At 69.4% G+C, this 16,501-nt stretch carries 17 protein-coding genes; 10 read left to right on the top strand and 7 right to left on the bottom strand.

All coding sequences use genetic code 11. The annotated features are described in order from the left end of the window. The first annotated feature begins 78 nt into the window (after positions 1 to 78). The gene (locus ACWGJM_RS39575) at positions 79 to 963 is read left to right on the top strand and encodes an alpha/beta fold hydrolase (RefSeq protein ID WP_453416585.1); all 885 of its coding nucleotides are present in this window, start codon (positions 79 to 81) and stop codon (positions 961 to 963) included. 32 nt (positions 964 to 995) lie between these two features. On the opposite strand, the gene ACWGJM_RS39570 is transcribed toward ACWGJM_RS39575, so the two are convergent. Continuing rightward, a complete protein-coding gene (locus tag ACWGJM_RS39570; RefSeq protein WP_453416590.1) occupies positions 996 to 1,901 on the bottom strand; it encodes an NYN domain-containing protein in 906 nt (301 codons plus the stop codon). Between the two features lie 193 nt (positions 1,902 to 2,094). Between ACWGJM_RS39570 and ACWGJM_RS39565 the strand changes: the two genes are divergently transcribed. After that, positions 2,095 to 2,247 carry a hypothetical protein gene (locus ACWGJM_RS39565; RefSeq protein ID WP_165955544.1) on the top strand — a complete coding sequence of 51 codons (153 nt, stop codon included), beginning with the start codon at positions 2,095 to 2,097 and terminating at the stop codon, positions 2,245 to 2,247. A gap of 101 nt (positions 2,248 to 2,348) precedes the next feature. On the opposite strand, the gene ACWGJM_RS39560 is transcribed toward ACWGJM_RS39565, so the two are convergent. The 3 genes from ACWGJM_RS39560 to ACWGJM_RS39550 form a co-directional block, all read right to left on the bottom strand. Continuing rightward, complete coding sequence (locus ACWGJM_RS39560; RefSeq protein WP_361457798.1) at positions 2,349 to 2,954, bottom strand: MarC family protein; 606 nt, start codon at positions 2,952 to 2,954, stop codon at positions 2,349 to 2,351. Between the two features lie 103 nt (positions 2,955 to 3,057). Then, entirely contained in the window at positions 3,058 to 3,915 is an 858-nt protein-coding gene (locus ACWGJM_RS39555) for a PHP domain-containing protein (RefSeq protein WP_453416584.1), read from the bottom strand. Between the two features lie 109 nt (positions 3,916 to 4,024). Continuing rightward, positions 4,025 to 4,666 carry a DUF6758 family protein gene (locus tag ACWGJM_RS39550; protein WP_453416583.1) on the bottom strand — a complete coding sequence of 214 codons (642 nt, stop codon included), beginning with the start codon at positions 4,664 to 4,666 and terminating at the stop codon, positions 4,025 to 4,027. A 158-nt stretch (positions 4,667 to 4,824) separates the two neighbouring features. Between ACWGJM_RS39550 and ACWGJM_RS39545 the strand changes: the two genes are divergently transcribed. Next, positions 4,825 to 6,048 carry an MFS transporter gene (locus ACWGJM_RS39545; RefSeq protein ID WP_453416582.1) on the top strand — a complete coding sequence of 408 codons (1,224 nt, stop codon included), beginning with the start codon at positions 4,825 to 4,827 and terminating at the stop codon, positions 6,046 to 6,048. A gap of 30 nt (positions 6,049 to 6,078) precedes the next feature. Here ACWGJM_RS39545 and ACWGJM_RS39540 read toward each other — a convergent pair whose 3' ends face one another. Continuing rightward, positions 6,079 to 6,663, bottom strand: a complete 585-nt coding sequence (locus ACWGJM_RS39540) for a suppressor of fused domain protein (protein ID WP_453416581.1) — start codon at positions 6,661 to 6,663, stop codon at positions 6,079 to 6,081. Positions 6,664 to 6,847: 184 nt separating this feature from the next. On the opposite strand from ACWGJM_RS39540, the gene ACWGJM_RS39535 reads away from it, so the two are divergent. The 3 genes from ACWGJM_RS39535 to ACWGJM_RS39525 all read left to right on the top strand — a co-directional run bounded on the left by ACWGJM_RS39535 (position 6,848) and on the right by ACWGJM_RS39525 (position 8,807). Beyond that, entirely contained in the window at positions 6,848 to 6,973 is a 126-nt protein-coding gene (locus tag ACWGJM_RS39535) for a hypothetical protein (protein ID WP_453416580.1), read from the top strand. 161 nt (positions 6,974 to 7,134) lie between these two features. Next, positions 7,135 to 8,253, top strand: a complete 1,119-nt coding sequence (locus ACWGJM_RS39530; RefSeq protein WP_453416579.1) for a magnesium and cobalt transport protein CorA — start codon at positions 7,135 to 7,137, stop codon at positions 8,251 to 8,253. A gap of 35 nt (positions 8,254 to 8,288) precedes the next feature. Further along, on the top strand, positions 8,289 to 8,807 hold the full coding sequence (locus ACWGJM_RS39525) for a hypothetical protein (RefSeq protein WP_453416578.1): 519 nt from the start codon (positions 8,289 to 8,291) through the stop codon (positions 8,805 to 8,807). Between the two features lie 421 nt (positions 8,808 to 9,228). On the opposite strand, the gene ACWGJM_RS39520 is transcribed toward ACWGJM_RS39525, so the two are convergent. After that, positions 9,229 to 9,975, bottom strand: a complete 747-nt coding sequence (locus tag ACWGJM_RS39520) for a hypothetical protein (protein ID WP_453416577.1) — start codon at positions 9,973 to 9,975, stop codon at positions 9,229 to 9,231. Between the two features lie 211 nt (positions 9,976 to 10,186). Here ACWGJM_RS39520 and ACWGJM_RS39515 point away from each other — a divergent pair, with 211 nt between their 5' ends. The 3 genes from ACWGJM_RS39515 to ACWGJM_RS39505 are packed head-to-tail and all read left to right on the top strand — an operon-like array spanning position 10,187 to position 13,260. Beyond that, positions 10,187 to 11,470, top strand: coding sequence for a magnesium transporter MgtE N-terminal domain-containing protein (locus tag ACWGJM_RS39515; RefSeq protein WP_453416576.1), 1,284 nt, complete (start codon positions 10,187 to 10,189; stop codon positions 11,468 to 11,470). Then, the gene (locus ACWGJM_RS39510; RefSeq protein ID WP_453416575.1) at positions 11,460 to 12,083 is read left to right on the top strand and encodes a DUF1003 domain-containing protein; all 624 of its coding nucleotides are present in this window, start codon (positions 11,460 to 11,462) and stop codon (positions 12,081 to 12,083) included. The genes ACWGJM_RS39515 and ACWGJM_RS39510 overlap by 11 nt, the downstream gene beginning before the upstream one ends. Before the next feature lie 43 nt (positions 12,084 to 12,126). Further along, the gene (locus ACWGJM_RS39505) at positions 12,127 to 13,260 is read left to right on the top strand and encodes an Mrp/NBP35 family ATP-binding protein (protein ID WP_453416574.1); all 1,134 of its coding nucleotides are present in this window, start codon (positions 12,127 to 12,129) and stop codon (positions 13,258 to 13,260) included. 86 nt (positions 13,261 to 13,346) lie between these two features. Here the strand turns inward: ACWGJM_RS39505 and ACWGJM_RS39500 are convergent, their stop codons facing one another. Further along, on the bottom strand, positions 13,347 to 13,748 hold the full coding sequence (locus tag ACWGJM_RS39500; RefSeq protein ID WP_453416573.1) for a hypothetical protein: 402 nt from the start codon (positions 13,746 to 13,748) through the stop codon (positions 13,347 to 13,349). A gap of 184 nt (positions 13,749 to 13,932) precedes the next feature. On the opposite strand from ACWGJM_RS39500, the gene ACWGJM_RS39495 reads away from it, so the two are divergent. Next, positions 13,933 to 16,485 (top strand): DUF6185 family protein, encoded by a 2,553-nt coding sequence (locus ACWGJM_RS39495; protein WP_453416572.1) that lies wholly within the window; start codon positions 13,933 to 13,935, stop codon positions 16,483 to 16,485. Positions 16,486 to 16,501: the final 16 nt, after the last annotated feature.

The following is a 16,501-nucleotide window of genomic DNA, read 5'->3' as shown; positions in this document are numbered from 1 at the left end:
ACCCTACGGCCCGGCCCACCTCGTGTGGGCCGGGCCGTCGGCGTTCCGCCCTTCTTCCGCTCCCGATAGCCTCTGCTCATGAGCAGGCCTCCCACCTTCGTCCCGCCCCCCGGCGCCCGCGCCTACCGACTGCGCACCGCGCGCGGTGAGTTCGCAGTCGTCGACGCGCCCGTGGCCGCCGGTGTCGAGCCCAAGGGGGTCGCCCTGCTGGTGCCCGGGTTCACGGGCAGCAAGGAGGACTTCAACCCGTTGCATGTGCCGCTCGCGGAGCGCGGTTACCGCACCGTCGCCGTCGACGGCCGCGGCCAGTTCGAGTCGGGCGGGCCCGAGCACGACGAATCCCCGTACGCACAGGAGGAGTTGGCGCGGGACCTGCTGGCGCAGGCCGAGGCGCTGGGCACGCCGGTGCATCTGCTGGGGCACTCCCTGGGCGGGCAGATCTCGCGCGCCGCCGTCCTCGCCGACCACTCGCCCTTTCGCTCGCTCACCCTGATGGCCTCAGGACCGGCCCATATCTCCGTCGGCCAGCAGCAGCGCGTGAAGTTGCTGCGCGACGCGCTCGCCGTGATGACGATGGCCGAGGTGTGGGAGACCATCCAGGCGATGGAGTTGCCCGAGGAGGCCGACACCGGCGAGCTCGACGCCGGTCTCGACGACCGGGAGGACCTGCGGCGCCGCTGGCTGGGCACCAGGTCCGCCCAGCTCATCTCAACCGGACGGCAGTTGTGCACGGAGCCGGACCGGGTCGCGGAACTGGCCGCCGTGCCGCTGCCCTTCCACGTGCTGTCCGGCGCGGTCGACGACACCTGGCCGGTGCCGCTCCTCGACGAGATGGCCGTACGGCTCCGCGCCCGCCGCACGGTCATCGAAGGCGCCCTGCACTCACCCAACACCGACCAGCCGCCGGCGACCGCCCGCGCGATCGCCGACTTCTGGGACGACGGCCACCTGGCCAGGCCCTAGTCTGCGCCAGGCACCCAGCACTGCGCCAAGCCCTAGTACTGCTTCTGAAGGTGCTCCCAGAACCCGTCCCGCAGGGCGCGGCGCAGGTCTGCCTGGCCGCGCAGGGAGTACTGGAGGATGCCCTCGGCCTCGACGAGAAGGTCCTGGTCGACGGAGCCGGGCAGGTAGGGGTGGCCGGGCAGCAGCTCCACCAGGGCGTCCCGGCCTCGGGCCGCGAGCCACTTCGCCGCGATCTGGGCGCCGACGAAGCGGACGTCCTCGCGGGTGGGCCGGGCCGCGGCCGACGCGTCGTAGGCGTGGGCCGTGCGCCGGGAGACGTACGGCTTGAAGAACTCGAGGTCGAAGGTGCGCTGGCTGTCGACCTCCCAGAGCAGCGGCTCGGCCTGGTTGCGGCCTTCGGGGGCCTCGATGCCCCAGAGATGGACGCGGGCACCGTACCCCTGCGCCGCCTCCACCGCCGACACCAGGTCCTCGTCGCCGCCGAGGAGGGCCGCGTCGCTGATCGCGCGGTGGCGGGCGAGGGACTCCAGGTCGGAGCGTATGAGTGAATCGACGCCCTTCTGCTGGTTGTTGGCGTTGAGGTTGCCCAGGCGCACCTTGACGTCGGGCAGTTCGGCGATGGACTGCTGCTCGGCGGTGTGGATGCGGCGCCGGGCGCCGTCGTACCAGTAGACCCGCAGCAGCCTGCTGTCCGCGAAGATGGTGCGGGCGCGGTCGATCAGTGCGTCGATGAGGCCCTCGGCGTCGAGGTCGAAGGCCCGACGGTCCTCGGTCCCGGCCACCAGGCGGCCCGCGGCCGCGTAGAGGTACCCCGCGTCGACGAAGATCGCATGGGTCGAGGGCGTCTTCGCCACTTCGGCGAGCATGCGCTGGAGCAGCTCGTTCGTGCGGTCGATGCGGGCTTGCAGGGCCGCGAGGTCGTCGTTCATCGACTCCATTGTCCCGGCGGTCACGCTGCGAACACAACCGGTCCCGGTCAGTCTCCCGAAGACGCCTTACCGGTCAGTAGTTAGACGTTCGAAAAATTTCTTTAGCGTAGGGAATGTTTGTAACACGCAGCCCGTTGAATACGTATGTCACGACGACACCAGTAGTTCTCCGCAGGAGGATGACCAGACGAAGGGAGAAGCCATGCGCTTCGAGATCATGCGACTCGACGAGGTCGACGGCAGCACCGTGGACAGCACCGTCGTGGACGCCGCCTCCGTCAACCGGATCGTGCAGCAGGCCGCCGCCATCGGGCAGCGACTGTGGATCCGACCGGCCGAGACCCCGGCCTCATAACAGACGCGTAGTACCGCAGAAGCTTCAGAGCCCCCGTACGGCACCGATGCCGTACGGGGGCTCTGCGCATGGCGGCAGCACGTGGCGGGTACGCACGGCGCTCAGGCGCCCTTGATCACCTGCGTGACACCGTTGATGATCTGCTGCACCGCGATCGCGGACAGCATCATGCCCGCGAGCCGCGTCACCAGGACCACGCCGCCGTCCTTGATGACCCGGATGATCAGCAGCGAGTAGCGCATCACGAGCCACAGCACGACGTGGATGGCGAGGATCGCGGTCCACACCGACACCTGCGTGGCGACACTGCCGGCCTTCTGCACGGCCAGGATCACCGACACGATGGCCCCCGGCCCGGCCAGCAGCGGCATGCCGAGCGGTACCAGGGCGACGTTGACGTCCTTGGTCTGCTTGGGCTCGTCGGTCTTGCCGGTGAGCAGGTCGAGCGCGATCAGCAGGAGCAGCAGCCCGCCCGCGATCATCAGCGCGGGGACGGAGACGTGCAGGTAGTCGAGGATCTGGTGGCCGAGGACACCGAACACGGCGATGACCCCGCCGGCCACGCAGACCGCCTGGAAAGCCATCCGCTTCTGCACCTTGGCGGGGCGTCCGGCGGTCAGGGCCAGGAAGATCGGGGTGATCCCCGGGGGATCCATGATGACAAAAAGGGTGAGGAACAGGGAGCCGAAGACGGCGACGTCGAACATGGGTGAGCAACAGGCCTTGCTGGAAGAGGTACGAAGAAGAGGTACGAAAGTGAGTACGAAGGTGAGGTACGAAGGTGAGCGTCCGGGAGGGGAGGGCCGGGCCTCAGGCTCCGCCGGCCCCCGGCACCGGGAACGCCCCGGTCGCCCGCCGCGTGATCTCCCCGTACACCTCGGGGTCCGTCGTGTACTCGCCCAGCGCCACGGTCTTCCGGCTGCCGTGGTAGTCCGAGGAGCCCGTGACCAGCAGCCCCAGCTCCCGGGCCAGCCCGCGCAGCCGCGCTCTGGCGTCGGCGTCGTGGTCCATGTGGTCGACCTCGATGCCGTCCAGGCCTGCCACGGCCAGCTCGGCGATGCGGGCCTCGGGCACCGTACGGCCCCGCTTGGCGGCGGCCGGGTGCGCGAAGACGCAGACTCCGCCCGCGCCCTTGACCAGCCGGATCGCCTCGAAGGGGTCGGTCTCGTGCTTCTCCACGAAGGCCCGGCCGCCGTCGGCCAGCCACTGGTCGGTGAACGCGTCGCTCACCGTGGGCACGACACCGAGCTCCACGAGCGCGGAGGCGACGTGCGGGCGCCCGACCGAGCCGTCCCCGGCGATGCGCTTCACCTGCTCCCAGGTGACCGGCACGCCCAGCTCGTTCAGCTTGGCGATCATGCCCTTCGCCCGGGGCACCCGGTCGTCCCGGACCAGTTCGCGCTCGGCGAGCAGGGCGGGCTCCTCGGGGTCGAAGAGGTAGGCCAGCATGTGCATGGAGACGCCGTCGACACGGCAGGACAGCTCGGCACCGGTGACCAGGGTGAGGCCCTCGGGCAGCGCGGCGATCGCCTCGGCGTGGCCGCGGGTGGTGTCGTGGTCGGTCAGCGCGACGACGTGCAGACCGGCCGCGGCGGCGTTCTTCACCAGTTCGGCCGGGGTGTCCGTACCGTCGGAGGCCGTGGAGTGGCAGTGCAGATCGATGCGCACGACGCGGACTCCAGGCGGGGACGGTACGGAAGGGGACACCTAAGAATAGCGGGACCGAGCGGGTGCCTTGTCACACCCACAACCCCACTGCGCCCCCTACAGTCCGCTCTCAGGGTTCCAACAGCCGCGGGGACAGCGCGCCGCACGGCACCAGGTCCAGCTCCGCCCCCGCGTCCCGCAGGTCGGTGAGCACCAGCTCGTCGTACATCAGCAGCCCGGTCGTCTCCGGCCACACCACCGCCCACACCCACAGCCCGAGCGCCTCGCCCGCGAAGACGGCGCGGTCGTCGGGGGTGCGGTAGACGTGCCAGAGCGGAGTCGGGCGGCCGGCGGCGAGGACCTTGGCCTGGGGTGGCTTCTCGACGTTCATGTACGGCCCCGGGTCCGGGGCGTCGATGCCCGCGTAGCGCGCACCGAGGCCGACGCCGAGTTCCTCGGCCACCAGGATCAACTCCCCCGCGCCGCCGAGCGGGCCGGGTCCGGAGCAGGCCACGGCGGTGGCCCGGCCGCCGCTGCGGTCGTCACCCGCGTACCGCACGCCGGTGAAGAGCCAGCCGACCGGCAGCGGCCACGGCATCCACACCGGCACCTGGGTGCGGTGCACGACCACGCCGAGTGCCTCGACGCTGGGCGGGATCACGGGCTGCAACGGATGCACCGACCCGTGCACATCGCACTGCCAGGAGTCGGCGAAGAGACCGGGAGCCCTGACCCGGCCACCGCACTTCGGGCAACTGGGTTCGCCCCTCATAGGGCTCCACGGTCCTACCCGCGCCGCGCCACGTCAAGGACGATCACCCGTCCGGAGGTGACACCCGACCAGGAACAACTAGATGCATCTTGCATTAATTAGCCACTCTAACGTATCGTGTGTATATACCAACTACCTCATGGGATGGGAGAGAGGGCATGGACACCTTCGACGCGGGAGCCGGCGGCCTCCTGCGGCAGCCCAAGGCGGTCTGGGCGACGGCCGGCGCGTCCGTCGTCGCCTTCATGGGCATCGGCCTGGTCGACCCGATCCTGCCGTCCATCGCCCAGGGCCTCGACGCCACACCCAGCCAGGTCTCGCTGCTCTTCACCTCGTACTTCCTGATCACCGCCGTCGCGATGCTGCTCACCGGCTACGTCTCCAGCCGCATCGGCGGCCGCAGGACCCTGCTGCTCGGCCTCGCCTTCGTGGTGGTCTTCGCCGGGCTCGCCGGCACCTCGGGCTCGGTCGCCGAACTGGTCGGCTTCCGGGCCGGCTGGGGCCTGGGCAACGCCCTGTTCGTGTCGACGGCCCTCGCGGTCATCGTCGGGGCGGCGGCCGGCGGGAGCGCGGCGGCGATCCTGCTCTACGAGTCCGCCCTCGGTCTCGGCATGGCCTGCGGCCCGCTGCTGGGCGCGGTGCTCGGCAACGTCAGCTGGCGCTACCCCTTCTTCGGCACGGCCACGCTGATGGCGATCGGCTTCCTGTGCATCACGGCGTTCCTGAAGGAGCAGCCGAAGCCCGCCCGCAAGACCTCGGTCCTGGACCCGATCAGGGCGCTGGGCCACGGTGGCCTGGCCTCGGCGGCGGTCTCGGCGTTCTTCTACAACTACACGTTCTTCACCGTGCTGGCCTTCACCCCGTTCGTGCTGGACATGACCCCGTACCGCTCGGGTGCCGTGTTCTTCGCCTGGGGCCTGCTCCTCGCCGTCTTCTCGGTGATCGTGGCGCCGCGCATGCAGGCGCGGTTCGGCTCGCTGAAGGTGCTCGGCGGCTCTCTGCTGCTGCTCGCCGCCGACGTGCTCGTCCTCGGCTACGGCGACCACACCACGGCGATCGTCTGCACGATCCTGTCCGGCGCCTTCATCGGCGTGAACAACACGGTCTACACCGAGCTGGCCCTGGGCGTGTCGGACGCGCCGCGGCCGGTGGCGAGCGCGGGCTACAACTTCGTGCGGTGGTTCGCGGCCGCGGCGGCGCCCTACTTCGCCCCGAAGATCGAGGAGTGGACCGACATCCACGTCCCGTTCGTGGTCGCGGCGGTCACCGCGGTGCTGGGCGCGCTGGTCGTCCTCGTACGGCGCAACGCCCTCACCCACGAGGCCGAGGAACTCCAGACCCCGCACGCCGTCGAGGACGGAGTCACCGTCTTCGCCAACTGACCGCTCCCGAGCGGGGCTTGGTGAGCTTGCTCACTCCAGCGGGACGGACCTGCGAGAGGGATCCCTCAGGTCCGTCCCGTTCGTCAGCCAGCGCTCCTGGAGGGCTTGCGCGCCGTGCACCCGCTTCCAGGCAGCCTCGTTCGGGGTCATCGGGAGCAGCGGCAGGAACCGTACGGGGTCCATCGGCTCGTCGAGTTCCAGATCCTCGACCAGGCCACCCGGCTCACCGACCAGCACCGAGCTGAAGGGGGCGCCGGGCCACAGCGGCTCGCCGACGTCCAGGGAGGCACCGGGGGCCACCACCACACCCTCCACCTGCGGGGACGCGGCGAGTACGGCCAGCGGGCGCAGCACCTTGTCGGTCTCCGCCAGGCCCGCGCGGACGGACAGGACCAGTTCGGCGCGGGGGCCCTTGACGGGGTCGGCGAGCATCGCCGTGGGGTCCGTCATGGGGTGCGCGGACATGCCGAGCGTGGCGTAGCGGACGACGTCCCCCTCCTGGAAGCGGAGCACCTCGATGCGGTCCGTGCCGAGGAAGGTGACCGCGGCGCGCGCGCCCGGCTCTCCCAGCGCGGTACTCAATCGGGCCTCGACGAGAGGCAGAACATCAACCATGCGGTGAGCATAGAACTCGTCAGCAGCGGGCAAAGCGGCGCCTTGACACTTCGGGCGGCTGGTACTCTGAGCCGGTGGTTCGGGGCAGCACGCAGAAGCGTCGCTATCGAGTCCCGACGCCGCTGAGACTCCCTTACGAGGGACCGGCCGGAGGAGGTGGGGCTGTCATGGATCGAAGTCGACCGTGCAGTACCACTCGCTCTTCCGGCTGCTGATTGTTTCCTGGCTGGCTGCCGCCTTCACGTTCGCGTCGTCGTTCGGTCGTCGTTCGGAAGAGCACTTCGTTTCGCTTTGCCTGATTTTCGTCTGATCTGCATCAGTTCTGAATCAGTAGCGAAACCGCCACCGCGACGGTGCGGTGCTCCCCGCTTTGTGGACGTGCCAAACATCCGCAGTGAAAACGTCCTCATTCCGGGTAGTTCCACCCGCCCCCGGCGGTCTTTCGTTGCTCGCCCGCGAAGGAGCCTGCCCATGTCGATGATCCGCGACCTGCGCGCCGTCGTCCGCCCCTCCCGTGTCTCGCTGCGCAAGGACACCGGCGCGTACGACACCACCCGTGACCCCGCCACCCCGTCGGCCGTCGTCGACTGCGCCGTCTACCGCGACGGCGCCCGCGTGGACTTCGGCAAGTCGCTGACCCCGCAGGAGGCGATGCGCCAGGTGCGGCGCGACGGGGGCTTCGTGTGGATCGGCCTGCACGAGCCGACCGAGGCCGAATTCGCCGGTATCGCCGGTGAGTTCGGGCTGCACCCGCTGGCCGTCGAGGACGCCGTGCAGGCGCACCAGCGGCCGAAGCTGGAGCGCTACGACGACTCGCTCTTCACCGTCTTCAAGACCATCCACTACGTCGAGCACGACCGGCTCACCGGTGACAGCGAGGTCGTGGAGACCGGCGAGGTCATGTGCTTCACCGGCCGGGACTTCTTCATCACCGTCCGGCACGGCGGGCAGGGATCGCTGCGGGCGCTCAGGCACCGGCTCCAGGACGACCCCGAGCTGCTCGCCAAGGGCCCCTCGGCGGTGCTGCACGCCATCGCCGACCACGTCGTCGACGGGTACATCGCGGTGGCCGACGCCGTGCAGGACGACATCGACGAGGTGGAGACCGAGGTCTTCTCGCCCGGCCGCAAGGGCGGGGTGTCCCGTGGTGTGGACTCGGCGCGGATCTACCAACTCAAGCGCGAGGTGCTGGAGTTCAAGCGCGCGGTGTCGCCCCTGCTGCGGCCCCTCCAGCTGCTGAGCGAGCGGCCGATGCGGCTGATCGACCCCGACATCCAGAAGTACTTCCGGGACGTCGCCGACCACCTCGCCCGGGTCCAGGAGCAGGTGCTGGGCTTCGATGAACTGCTGAACTCCATCCTCCAGGCCAACCTCGCGCAGGCGTCCGTCGCGCAGAACGAGGACATGCGCAAGATCACCGCCTGGGCCGCGATCATCGCGGTGCCGACGATGGTCTGCGGGGTGTACGGCATGAACTTCAAGTACATGCCGGAGACGCACTGGAAGTACGGCTACCCGGTGATCATGGGCATCACCATGGTGATCTGCGTGGGCATCCACCGCACACTGAAGCGCAACGGCTGGCTCTAGGTCCTGCCTGCCGACGCCTGGATAGGCTGGGCGCCATGACAAGTCCTGAGCTGCTCGACCAGGCCCTCGTCGAGGAGGCCACCAAGAAGTCCGGCCTCGTCTGGGTCAAGGGCGCCGGCGTCCCCGCCGCGCGTGCGCTGTGGCACGTGTGGCACGAGGGCGCGGTGTGCCTGGTCGGCGACGGGCCCGGGGAGCAGCCGCTGCCCGGCCTGACCGACGGCGGCTCGGCCGAGGTCACCGTGCGCAGCAAGGACAAGGGCGGCCGGCTGGTCACCTGGACGGCAACCGTGTCCGAGCTCGCGCCCGGCTCCGAGGCGTGGGAGGCGGCGGTCGCCGAACTGAAGGGCAAGCGCCTGAACGCGCCCGACGGCGAAGCGATGACGAGACGCTGGCTCAGCGAGTGCCGGGTGCTCCGGCTGGTGCCGACGGGGCCGTCGCTGCCGTTGCCCGAGGGCAGCCTGGCCGAGCCGCCGGTGCCGTCGCCGGCGACGACGCGTCGGCCGGCCCCGGCGGGGCTGCCGCGGTTGCTGGCGAAGCGGCGCAAGGGGAAGTAGCCGGGGCTGAGCGCGGTCGGCTCCGCCGGGGACCGCCGTCGTGGCTGAGCGCGTCGGGGCGGATTTTCTCGGCCGCGGGTCGAACCGGCGAGGGTAAGCAGCCGGGGCTGAGCGCGGTTCGGCTCCGCCGACAACCGCCGTCGTGGCCGGGCGCCGTCGCTGCGGATTCTTCCGACCGGGGGTCGGCCGGGTCGACCGGTTCTTACGACCGCGGGCCCAAGAAACCCAGCCGCGCCCCCGACAACCACCGGCCCAACTGACCGAACAGGCCGGTGACCGAACAGGCCGGCCGCGCCGAGGCGCAGCCGCACCTCACAACCGCCGGCCCGAGAAGGTCCGCCGCGACGGCGATCAGCCACCACGGCGCCGTCCGGCGGTGGTGAACCGACCGCCACCCGGCGCGGCAGCCCCGCGCCACCCCCTATGACGTCGGCAACTGCTTCCCGTAGTCCACCGTCGATCCCTTGGCCGGTTGGGAGACGGAGAAGTCCTTGCCCCAGTCCGAGAAGCGGAGCGTCCCCGCTCCGCCGGCGCGGACCAGGCGGAGCGGATACGGCTTGCCCTCGAGGGAGACGTCCAGCGTGCCGCCGGAGCCCTTGTCGCCGGTGATGCGGATGGTGCGGATGCCGGACTGCTCGTAATGGCCGTCCCTCGCCAGCTTGCCGTGCAGGGTCAGCAGACCGTCGAGGAGGAGGTCCTTGTCCGTGAAGCCGCTGAACTTCTTGTACGCGGGGTCGCCCGTAGGCACCTTGACGTACTTGCCGTCGAGCTTGCCCGCGGCCGCCGTGTTCCCGTCGCTGCCGTCGGCGTGGTTCCAGAAGTCCGCGCCGGCCTTCAGATACAGCTGCTCGCCGACCCGCAGCAGCCGGAAGGTCGCCCCCTTCGAAGTGACCGAGCCCGTGCCGCCGTCGTCCTTCAGGCGCATGTCCAATGTGTACGTGCGCCCGCTGGTGACCACGGTCCCCGACAGCCGCACCGCCCGCGCGGACCGGGCCACCGTACGCGTCTGCGACTGGATCTTGTCCGGGGCCAGCTTGCCGACGCCGTTCGTGCCCGCGTCCGGGTCCCCGCTACTGCATCCCGCGAGCGCCGCCCCTGTCACGACCAGTGCGCACATCGCGCTCAGCAGCGCCGCCCGGCGAGTACGGCCCTGGGGAATCGCAGTCACAGGTGGGGCTGCCTTTCTGACGGATCCTGAGCGGCGTACGGCAGCGTACCGGGGCGGTGGACCACGAGCGGAGCCAGTCCGTCCGGAGCGCTCACCAGCGCGCCCGCCATCGGGACGGGCTAGCCTGAACCCCACCGAGCGGGCAATTCGGAACAAGGAGCGCACCCAGCGCCACAGCCCGAAGCACGCCGTACGAAAAGGAAGCACAGCCATGGCAGCCGGCGTCCCCCGCATCTTCGTCTCGCACCTCGCCGGTGTCCCCGTCTTCGATCCGACCGGCGACCAGGTGGGCCGCGTCCGCGACCTGGTCGTCATGCTGCGCGTCGGACGACGCCCCCCGAGGCTGCTCGGGCTGGTCGTCGAACTGACCACCAGGCGCCGCATCTTCCTGCCCATGACCCGGGTGACGAGCATCGAGTCCGGACAGGTCATCTCCACCGGCGTCGTCAACGTCCGCCGCTTCGAACAGCGGCCCACCGAGCGCCTCGTGTTCGGGGAACTGCTCGACCGGCGCGTCAAGCTCGTCGAGACCGGCGAGGAGGTGACCGTCCTGGACCTGTCGGTGCAGCAGCTGCCGGCCCGCCGGGACTGGGAGATCGACCGCGTCTTCGTGCGCAGGGGCAGGAAGGGCAGCGCCTTCAGGCGGGCGAAGGGCGAGACGCTGACCGTCGAGTGGTCCGCCGTCACCGGGTTCTCCCTGGAGGAGCAAGGGCAGGGCGCCGAGAGCCTGCTCGCCACCTTCGAGCAGCTGCGCCCCGCCGACCTGGCCAACGTGCTGCACCACCTCTCCGCCAAGCGGCGCGCCGAGGTCGCCGCCGCCCTCGACGACGACCGGCTCGCCGACGTCCTGGAGGAGCTGCCGGAGGACGACCAGATCGAGATCCTCGGCAAGCTGAAGGAGGAGCGCGCGGCGGACGTCCTGGAGGCCATGGACCCCGACGACGCGGCCGACCTGCTCGCCGAGCTGCCCGAGGAGGACAAGGAGCGGCTGCTGAGCCTGATGCAGCCCTCCGACGCGGCCGACATGCGGCGCCTGATGTCGTACGAGGAGCACACCGCGGGCGGTCTGATGACGACCGAGCCGATCGTGCTGCGGCCGGACGCCACGGTCGCCGACGCCCTCGCCCGGGTCCGCAACCCCGACCTGTCCCCCGCCCTCGCCGCCCAGGTCTACGTCTGCCGTCCGCCCGACGAGACGCCGACCGGCAAGTACCTCGGGACGGTCCACTTCCAGCGCCTGCTGCGCGATCCCCCGTACACCCTGGTCAGCTCGCTCGTCGACGACGACCTGCAACCGCTCGACCCGGACGCCGCGCTGCCGGTCGTCGCCGGGTTCTTCGCCACGTACGACATGGTGGCGGCGCCCGTGGTCGACGAGTCCGGGGCGTTGCTGGGAGCGGTCACCGTGGACGACGTGCTGGACCACATGCTGCCGGACGACTGGCGGGAGACGGAGTTCCACCTGGACGAGGAGGTGGAAGCGCATGGCTCCTGAGCGTGAGACCGGCGTCCGTGAGCGCACCCCGGCGGGGGCCACCGCCGCCACCCGGCCGCGTGCCCCCCGCCTCGACCAGCCGCGCCCGCCCCGGCGCCGGTTCCTGCCCGAATGGGATCCGGAGGCCTTCGGACGGCTGTCGGAGAAGATCGCCCGCTTCCTGGGCACGGGACGCTTCATCGTCTGGATGACGGTCGTCATCATCCTGTGGGTGGTGTGGAACATCGCCGCGCCGGAACACCTGCGCTTCGACAACTACCCGTTCATCTTCCTGACCCTGATGCTGTCGCTTCAGGCCTCCTACGCGGCCCCGCTGATCCTGCTCGCGCAGAACCGGCAGGACGACCGCGACCGGGTCAACCTCGAGCAGGACCGCAAGCAGAACGAGCGGTCGATCGCGGACACCGAGTACCTGACGCGTGAGATCGCGGCGCTGCGGACGGGCCTGGGCGAGGTGGCGACCCGGGACTGGATGCGCTCCGAGCTTCAGGACGTGGTCAAGGAACTGGAGGAGCGGCGCCGCTCGGACGGGCATGTGGTGATACCGGCAGTTCCGCCAGTTCCGGCAGAACGGACAGAACGGCCGCCCGGGCGTGACGCAGACGACCGCTGAGGGACTACCCCGAGGCCCCTCCGGGCGCCGTACCATCGTCTTTATGGCTACGGAAGACGCGGTGCGCGAGGCACTGGCGACGGTGAACGACCCCGAGATCAACCGACCCATCACCGAACTGGGGATGGTCAAATCGGTGGAGCTCGGCGCGGACGGGGCGGTCGCGGTCACCGTGTACCTGACGGTCTCCGGCTGCCCGATGCGCGAGACGATCACGCAGCGCGTCACGGAGGCGGTCTCCCGGGTCGAGGGCGTCACCCGCGTCGACGTCACGCTCGACGTGATGAGCGACGAGCAGCGGCGCGAGCTGGCGGCCGCCCTGCGCGGCGGCCAGACCGAGCGCGAGGTCCCCTTCGCCAAGCCCGGCAACCTGACCCGCGTCTACGCGGTCGCCTCCGGCAAGGGCGGCGTGGGCAAGTCCTCGGTGACGGTGAACCTCGCGGCGGCGATGGCGGCCGACGGCCTCAAGGTGGGCGTGGTCGACGCCGACATCTACGGCCACTCGGTGCCGCGCATGCTGGGCGCCGACGGCCGCCCGACCCAGGTCGAGAACATGATCATGCCGCCGTCCGCGAACGGCGTGAAGGTCATCTCCATCGGCATGTTCACCCCGGGCAACGCGCCGGTCGTCTGGCGCGGCCCGATGCTCCACCGCGCCCTCCAGCAGTTCCTCGCGGACGTCTACTGGGGCGACCTCGACGTCCTGCTCCTGGACCTGCCGCCCGGCACCGGCGACATCGCCATCTCGGTGGCCCAGCTGATCCCGAACGCCGAGATCCTGGTCGTCACGACCCCCCAGCAGGCGGCGGCCGAGGTCGCCGAGCGCGCGGGCTCCATCGCCGTGCAGACCCACCAGAAGATCGTCGGCGTCGTCGAGAACATGTCCGGGCTGCCCTGCCCGCACTGCGGCGAGATGGTCGACGTCTTCGGCACGGGCGGCGGCCAGCTGGTCGCCGACGGCCTCACCCGCACCACGGGTACGACCGTCCCGGTCCTCGGCAACATCCCCATCGACGTCCGCCTCCGCGAGGGCGGCGACGAGGGCAAGCCGGTCGTCCTCACCGACCCGGACTCCCCGGCGGGCTCCGCACTGCGGTCGATCGCGGGGAAGCTCGGGGGCAGGCAGCGGGGGCTTTCAGGGCTGTCGCTGGGGATCACGCCGAAGAACAAGTTCTAGAGCTCGTACGACGAGGGGGCCGCTGTCTTTCAGGGACGGCGGCCCCCTCGTCGTATGCCTTTCGCTGCGGCTCTCCGCGGCCGCGGTCAGCGGTCCCGCTGCTCCTCCTCGCGCCCGGGGCACAGGTCGAGCGGCGTGCACAGCTGGATCACACGGTAAGAGCCTCCCTCGGCCCCCGCGGCCGGCCCGGCCTCCTCGTGGGGCACGAACCGCCACTGCGAGGCCTTGGTGTGCCGCGTCCTGTCCGTCTTCTCCACATGCGTGTGGAGCGTGCGGGACCGGGGGTCGTTCGTCTCCACCAGCACCTCGTCCGCGGCGACCGGGAAATGGTCGTGCAGGAGGCACAGGCCGAAGCGGTTCAGGTTTCCGTGTTTCTCCAGTACCGCCACCAAATCCCCGACGAATTCCGCGTCCGTGGGTCCCAGCCCCTCGGCTTCCTCGAAGTGAGGCAGCGGATTCGTTGAAACGGTCACCTCTGCGTCGGTCATGGCTCCTCCGTCAAACGGCGGATGGTCACCGGACACTTCCATTCTCAGCCGATGATCGCACTCCCGCAAATGCCAGCAGGCGGCATCCGATGGAGTGGGCGTTCGATCTCACGCTGTGTGTCTGCGCATGACATGTACAACACCCTGTTTTGATTCGCCGGGGACAGGGAGAGGTGTTGGCGCGATGAGGAAGACCCGGTGGTGCTGGCGGCTTCTGTTGCTTGTGGTCGTGGCGGTCGTTTGGTGGGGGTGTTGGCCTGCCCTCGCCCAGGCCCAAGCTCAGGTGAATACACGGGACGCCTGCTGGTCGGATCGGCTCGGCACCAGCCAGGTCACCGCACACATCCGGTTCGATCAGCGGGGCTTCGGCTTCACCACGGCCACTTCGGACATGGAGATCCAGGTACCGAAGACATGGCCCCTGGCCGGGAATCTGACATTCAGCGAGCGGTCCACTGACTATCGACATGCCATGGGATGCCTGCTTCGGGGACAGAACAGTCTCGGCGCCTCGAATGAATGGCGCCCGCACAATCCGCTGGTAACTGCCAAAAACAACACGGTGACGGTGTTGTACACCGCTTTCACGGCAATCGACACCAGCAACACCGCCAGCAATGCCGTACGGGTCGGCCCTTGGTTGATCTCGAATGTCACCGGAAACAAGTGGCGTGTTCTACTTGAACCGCCCGCGCTTCAGAATATTCGCTGGAAGTTGGTCGACGCCGAGCTCAGCGGCCTGAACTTCAATGATCTCTCCGGACGGGCGTCGTCCGCCAGCGCGGAGACCCTGGCGTGGAGCAATCAGCTCCCGGGCAGCGTCCGGATCGATGTCGACCTGCCCTGGCAACGTTCCCTGGCATTGAGTCTCACCGGGTCGGGATCGCCGCTGTGGAGTTCAGCGGGTATCGCCTCCTGGTGGGTGTGTGCCTCGGCCGTGATCGCACTGGCCGCACTGCGCGCCAAGCGGCGGCGCCCGGGCGCCGACAGCCTTACGACCACACTGGTGCACTGGACCGCGCTCAGTGCGGCAGTCGCCCTGACACTGCTTCTGCTCATCCAATGGCGCGGCCTTTCGGCCCGCGGCCACGCCCTCCTCTGCCTCCCCGCGGGCTTGGCCCTGGTGCTCGTCGCCCGACCCTGGAGTCGCGGCGTGTCCACCGACGCCGCGACCGGGGCCACCACCCCAATAGGTGTGCGACGCCGCCAAGCTCGCGTTGTCATCGCAACCGCCTCTTCGATCGCGGGCATCGGCCTACTGGTGATCTTGGCGCATGACCTTTTCGGACTGCCGGAGACCCTGGAACCGAAAACAGCGACTGCCCTCGGTCGCTTCGCGCTTTCCCTGCTGGGTCTTGCGACCGTATGGCTGTGGCTAGCCGCGATGGCCGCCTGGGCCTGGCGGTTCGCGCGGGAAGGAGGACTGGTCCGCGCCAGCTGGGTCACCGCGTGGGACATCTCGCCGGGCCGGTGCGTCGCTGCCGTCGGATCCCTGCTGGCGGCCACGTCGGGGGCCATGCTCGCGTGCCTGTGGTCGGCAACGAACCGTCAGTGGGATCGCAGCCACTGGCTGACCGAGCAACCCGATTCGGCTGCGTACCAGGCGCAGCTGAACAAAGTACTGGCGAACTTCTCTTTTACCGACATCACGTGGGCCTTCGCCTACAGTTGGATTCTGACCGGGATCGCACTGGTGGCCCTGCTGCACTTTCGTACTCATCAGCAGTCACGGCCCCTACGTGGACACGTGCCCTTTTCCATCGGGCCGAGCAGCTCCGATCTTCTGCTGATCGTCTCGATGTTCTCCTTGTTCGTAGGGGTCAGGGCCGCCACCTTCGCGGGTTTCAGCACGCTGTACAGCGCCTGGCTGCTGCTGAACGTCTTCACCCTTTACATCGTCCTGACTGCGGCACGACGGCATTCGACACTCAGCCAGCTGGGAGAACTCTTCTGCTCACAGAGACTGAACAGCAGGAGATTCCGACGTGAATTGATGGAGAAAGCCCACCAGTACCGCCATATCAACCACCAGATGTATTTGCTGGACCAAGGTCACGCCGACGGTGTCACCCGCGAACAGCTGGAGAGCCGACTGCGTGAGCTGCGCCGGTGGCTGATTTCGGGGTGCGGCGAAACCAATCCACCGGAACAGCTGTCCGTGCTGGATGTCGCCCTCACCCTGGGGCCGGAAGGTCATTGGTGGGACAATGCGGTGCGTGCAGCGCGCCTGGCGTTCTGGTTCGGCATCCCGGCCAGTTGCGCCCTGGTCTACTACGAGGTGCGGGACCCACTGGGCCAAGCGCAACTCTGGTACGAACTCACGGGTTTTCCCCACCTCGTGGGGAATTTCCTCGTCTATCAGACGGCATGGGCGGCCGCCGGTTTCACCCTTGGCGCGGTGTGGCGTCAGCTGCCCGGGCGCCAGGGTCCCCTGCGCGCATGGAGCCTGACAGCCGCCTATGGCATCCCCGTTGTCCTTGCCGTTCTGCTCATCCGCATCACCAACACCGACCCTGGTCAGTTGTTTCTGTTCGCCGTTCTCCTGCTGACCATCCTGACGCTCACCAGCATCTGGATGGACATGGCAACATTCCGGGCAGAACGGCAATACTGGCCCAGCCGCTCCGCCCTGCTGCTGTCGATCTACCAGATGCGGGGCTTCTCCAGCCAGGTCGCCTGGATTCTCGTACAGTTCACGGCTGCCGTGGGCATCTGGTACAACCTGACCCGCCATTAGGACGCGCGTCGGGTCC

It is taken from the genome of Streptomyces sp. NPDC054834 (assembly GCF_053611185.1).
This window is presented reverse-complemented; position numbering and strand designations above follow the sequence as displayed.

Coding starts and splice junctions, on each gene's coding strand:
- ACWGJM_RS39575 (WP_453416585.1), top strand. CDS start 79: ATGAGCAGGCCTCCCACCTTCGTCCCGCCCCCCGGCGCCCGCGCCTAC.
- ACWGJM_RS39570 (WP_453416590.1), bottom strand. CDS start 1,901: ATGGAGTCGATGAACGACGACCTCGCGGCCCTGCAAGCCCGCATCGAC.
- ACWGJM_RS39565 (WP_165955544.1), top strand. CDS start 2,095: ATGCGCTTCGAGATCATGCGACTCGACGAGGTCGACGGCAGCACCGTG.
- ACWGJM_RS39560 (WP_361457798.1), bottom strand. CDS start 2,954: ATGTTCGACGTCGCCGTCTTCGGCTCCCTGTTCCTCACCCTTTTTGTC.
- ACWGJM_RS39550 (WP_453416583.1), bottom strand. CDS start 4,666: ATGAGGGGCGAACCCAGTTGCCCGAAGTGCGGTGGCCGGGTCAGGGCT.
- ACWGJM_RS39545 (WP_453416582.1), top strand. CDS start 4,825: ATGGACACCTTCGACGCGGGAGCCGGCGGCCTCCTGCGGCAGCCCAAG.
- ACWGJM_RS39540 (WP_453416581.1), bottom strand. CDS start 6,663: ATGGTTGATGTTCTGCCTCTCGTCGAGGCCCGATTGAGTACCGCGCTG.
- ACWGJM_RS39530 (WP_453416579.1), top strand. CDS start 7,135: ATGTCGATGATCCGCGACCTGCGCGCCGTCGTCCGCCCCTCCCGTGTC.
- ACWGJM_RS39525 (WP_453416578.1), top strand. CDS start 8,289: ATGACAAGTCCTGAGCTGCTCGACCAGGCCCTCGTCGAGGAGGCCACC.
- ACWGJM_RS39515 (WP_453416576.1), top strand. CDS start 10,187: ATGGCAGCCGGCGTCCCCCGCATCTTCGTCTCGCACCTCGCCGGTGTC.
- ACWGJM_RS39510 (WP_453416575.1), top strand. CDS start 11,460: ATGGCTCCTGAGCGTGAGACCGGCGTCCGTGAGCGCACCCCGGCGGGG.
- ACWGJM_RS39505 (WP_453416574.1), top strand. CDS start 12,127: ATGGCTACGGAAGACGCGGTGCGCGAGGCACTGGCGACGGTGAACGAC.
- ACWGJM_RS39500 (WP_453416573.1), bottom strand. CDS start 13,748: ATGACCGACGCAGAGGTGACCGTTTCAACGAATCCGCTGCCTCACTTC.
- ACWGJM_RS39495 (WP_453416572.1), top strand. CDS start 13,933: ATGAGGAAGACCCGGTGGTGCTGGCGGCTTCTGTTGCTTGTGGTCGTG.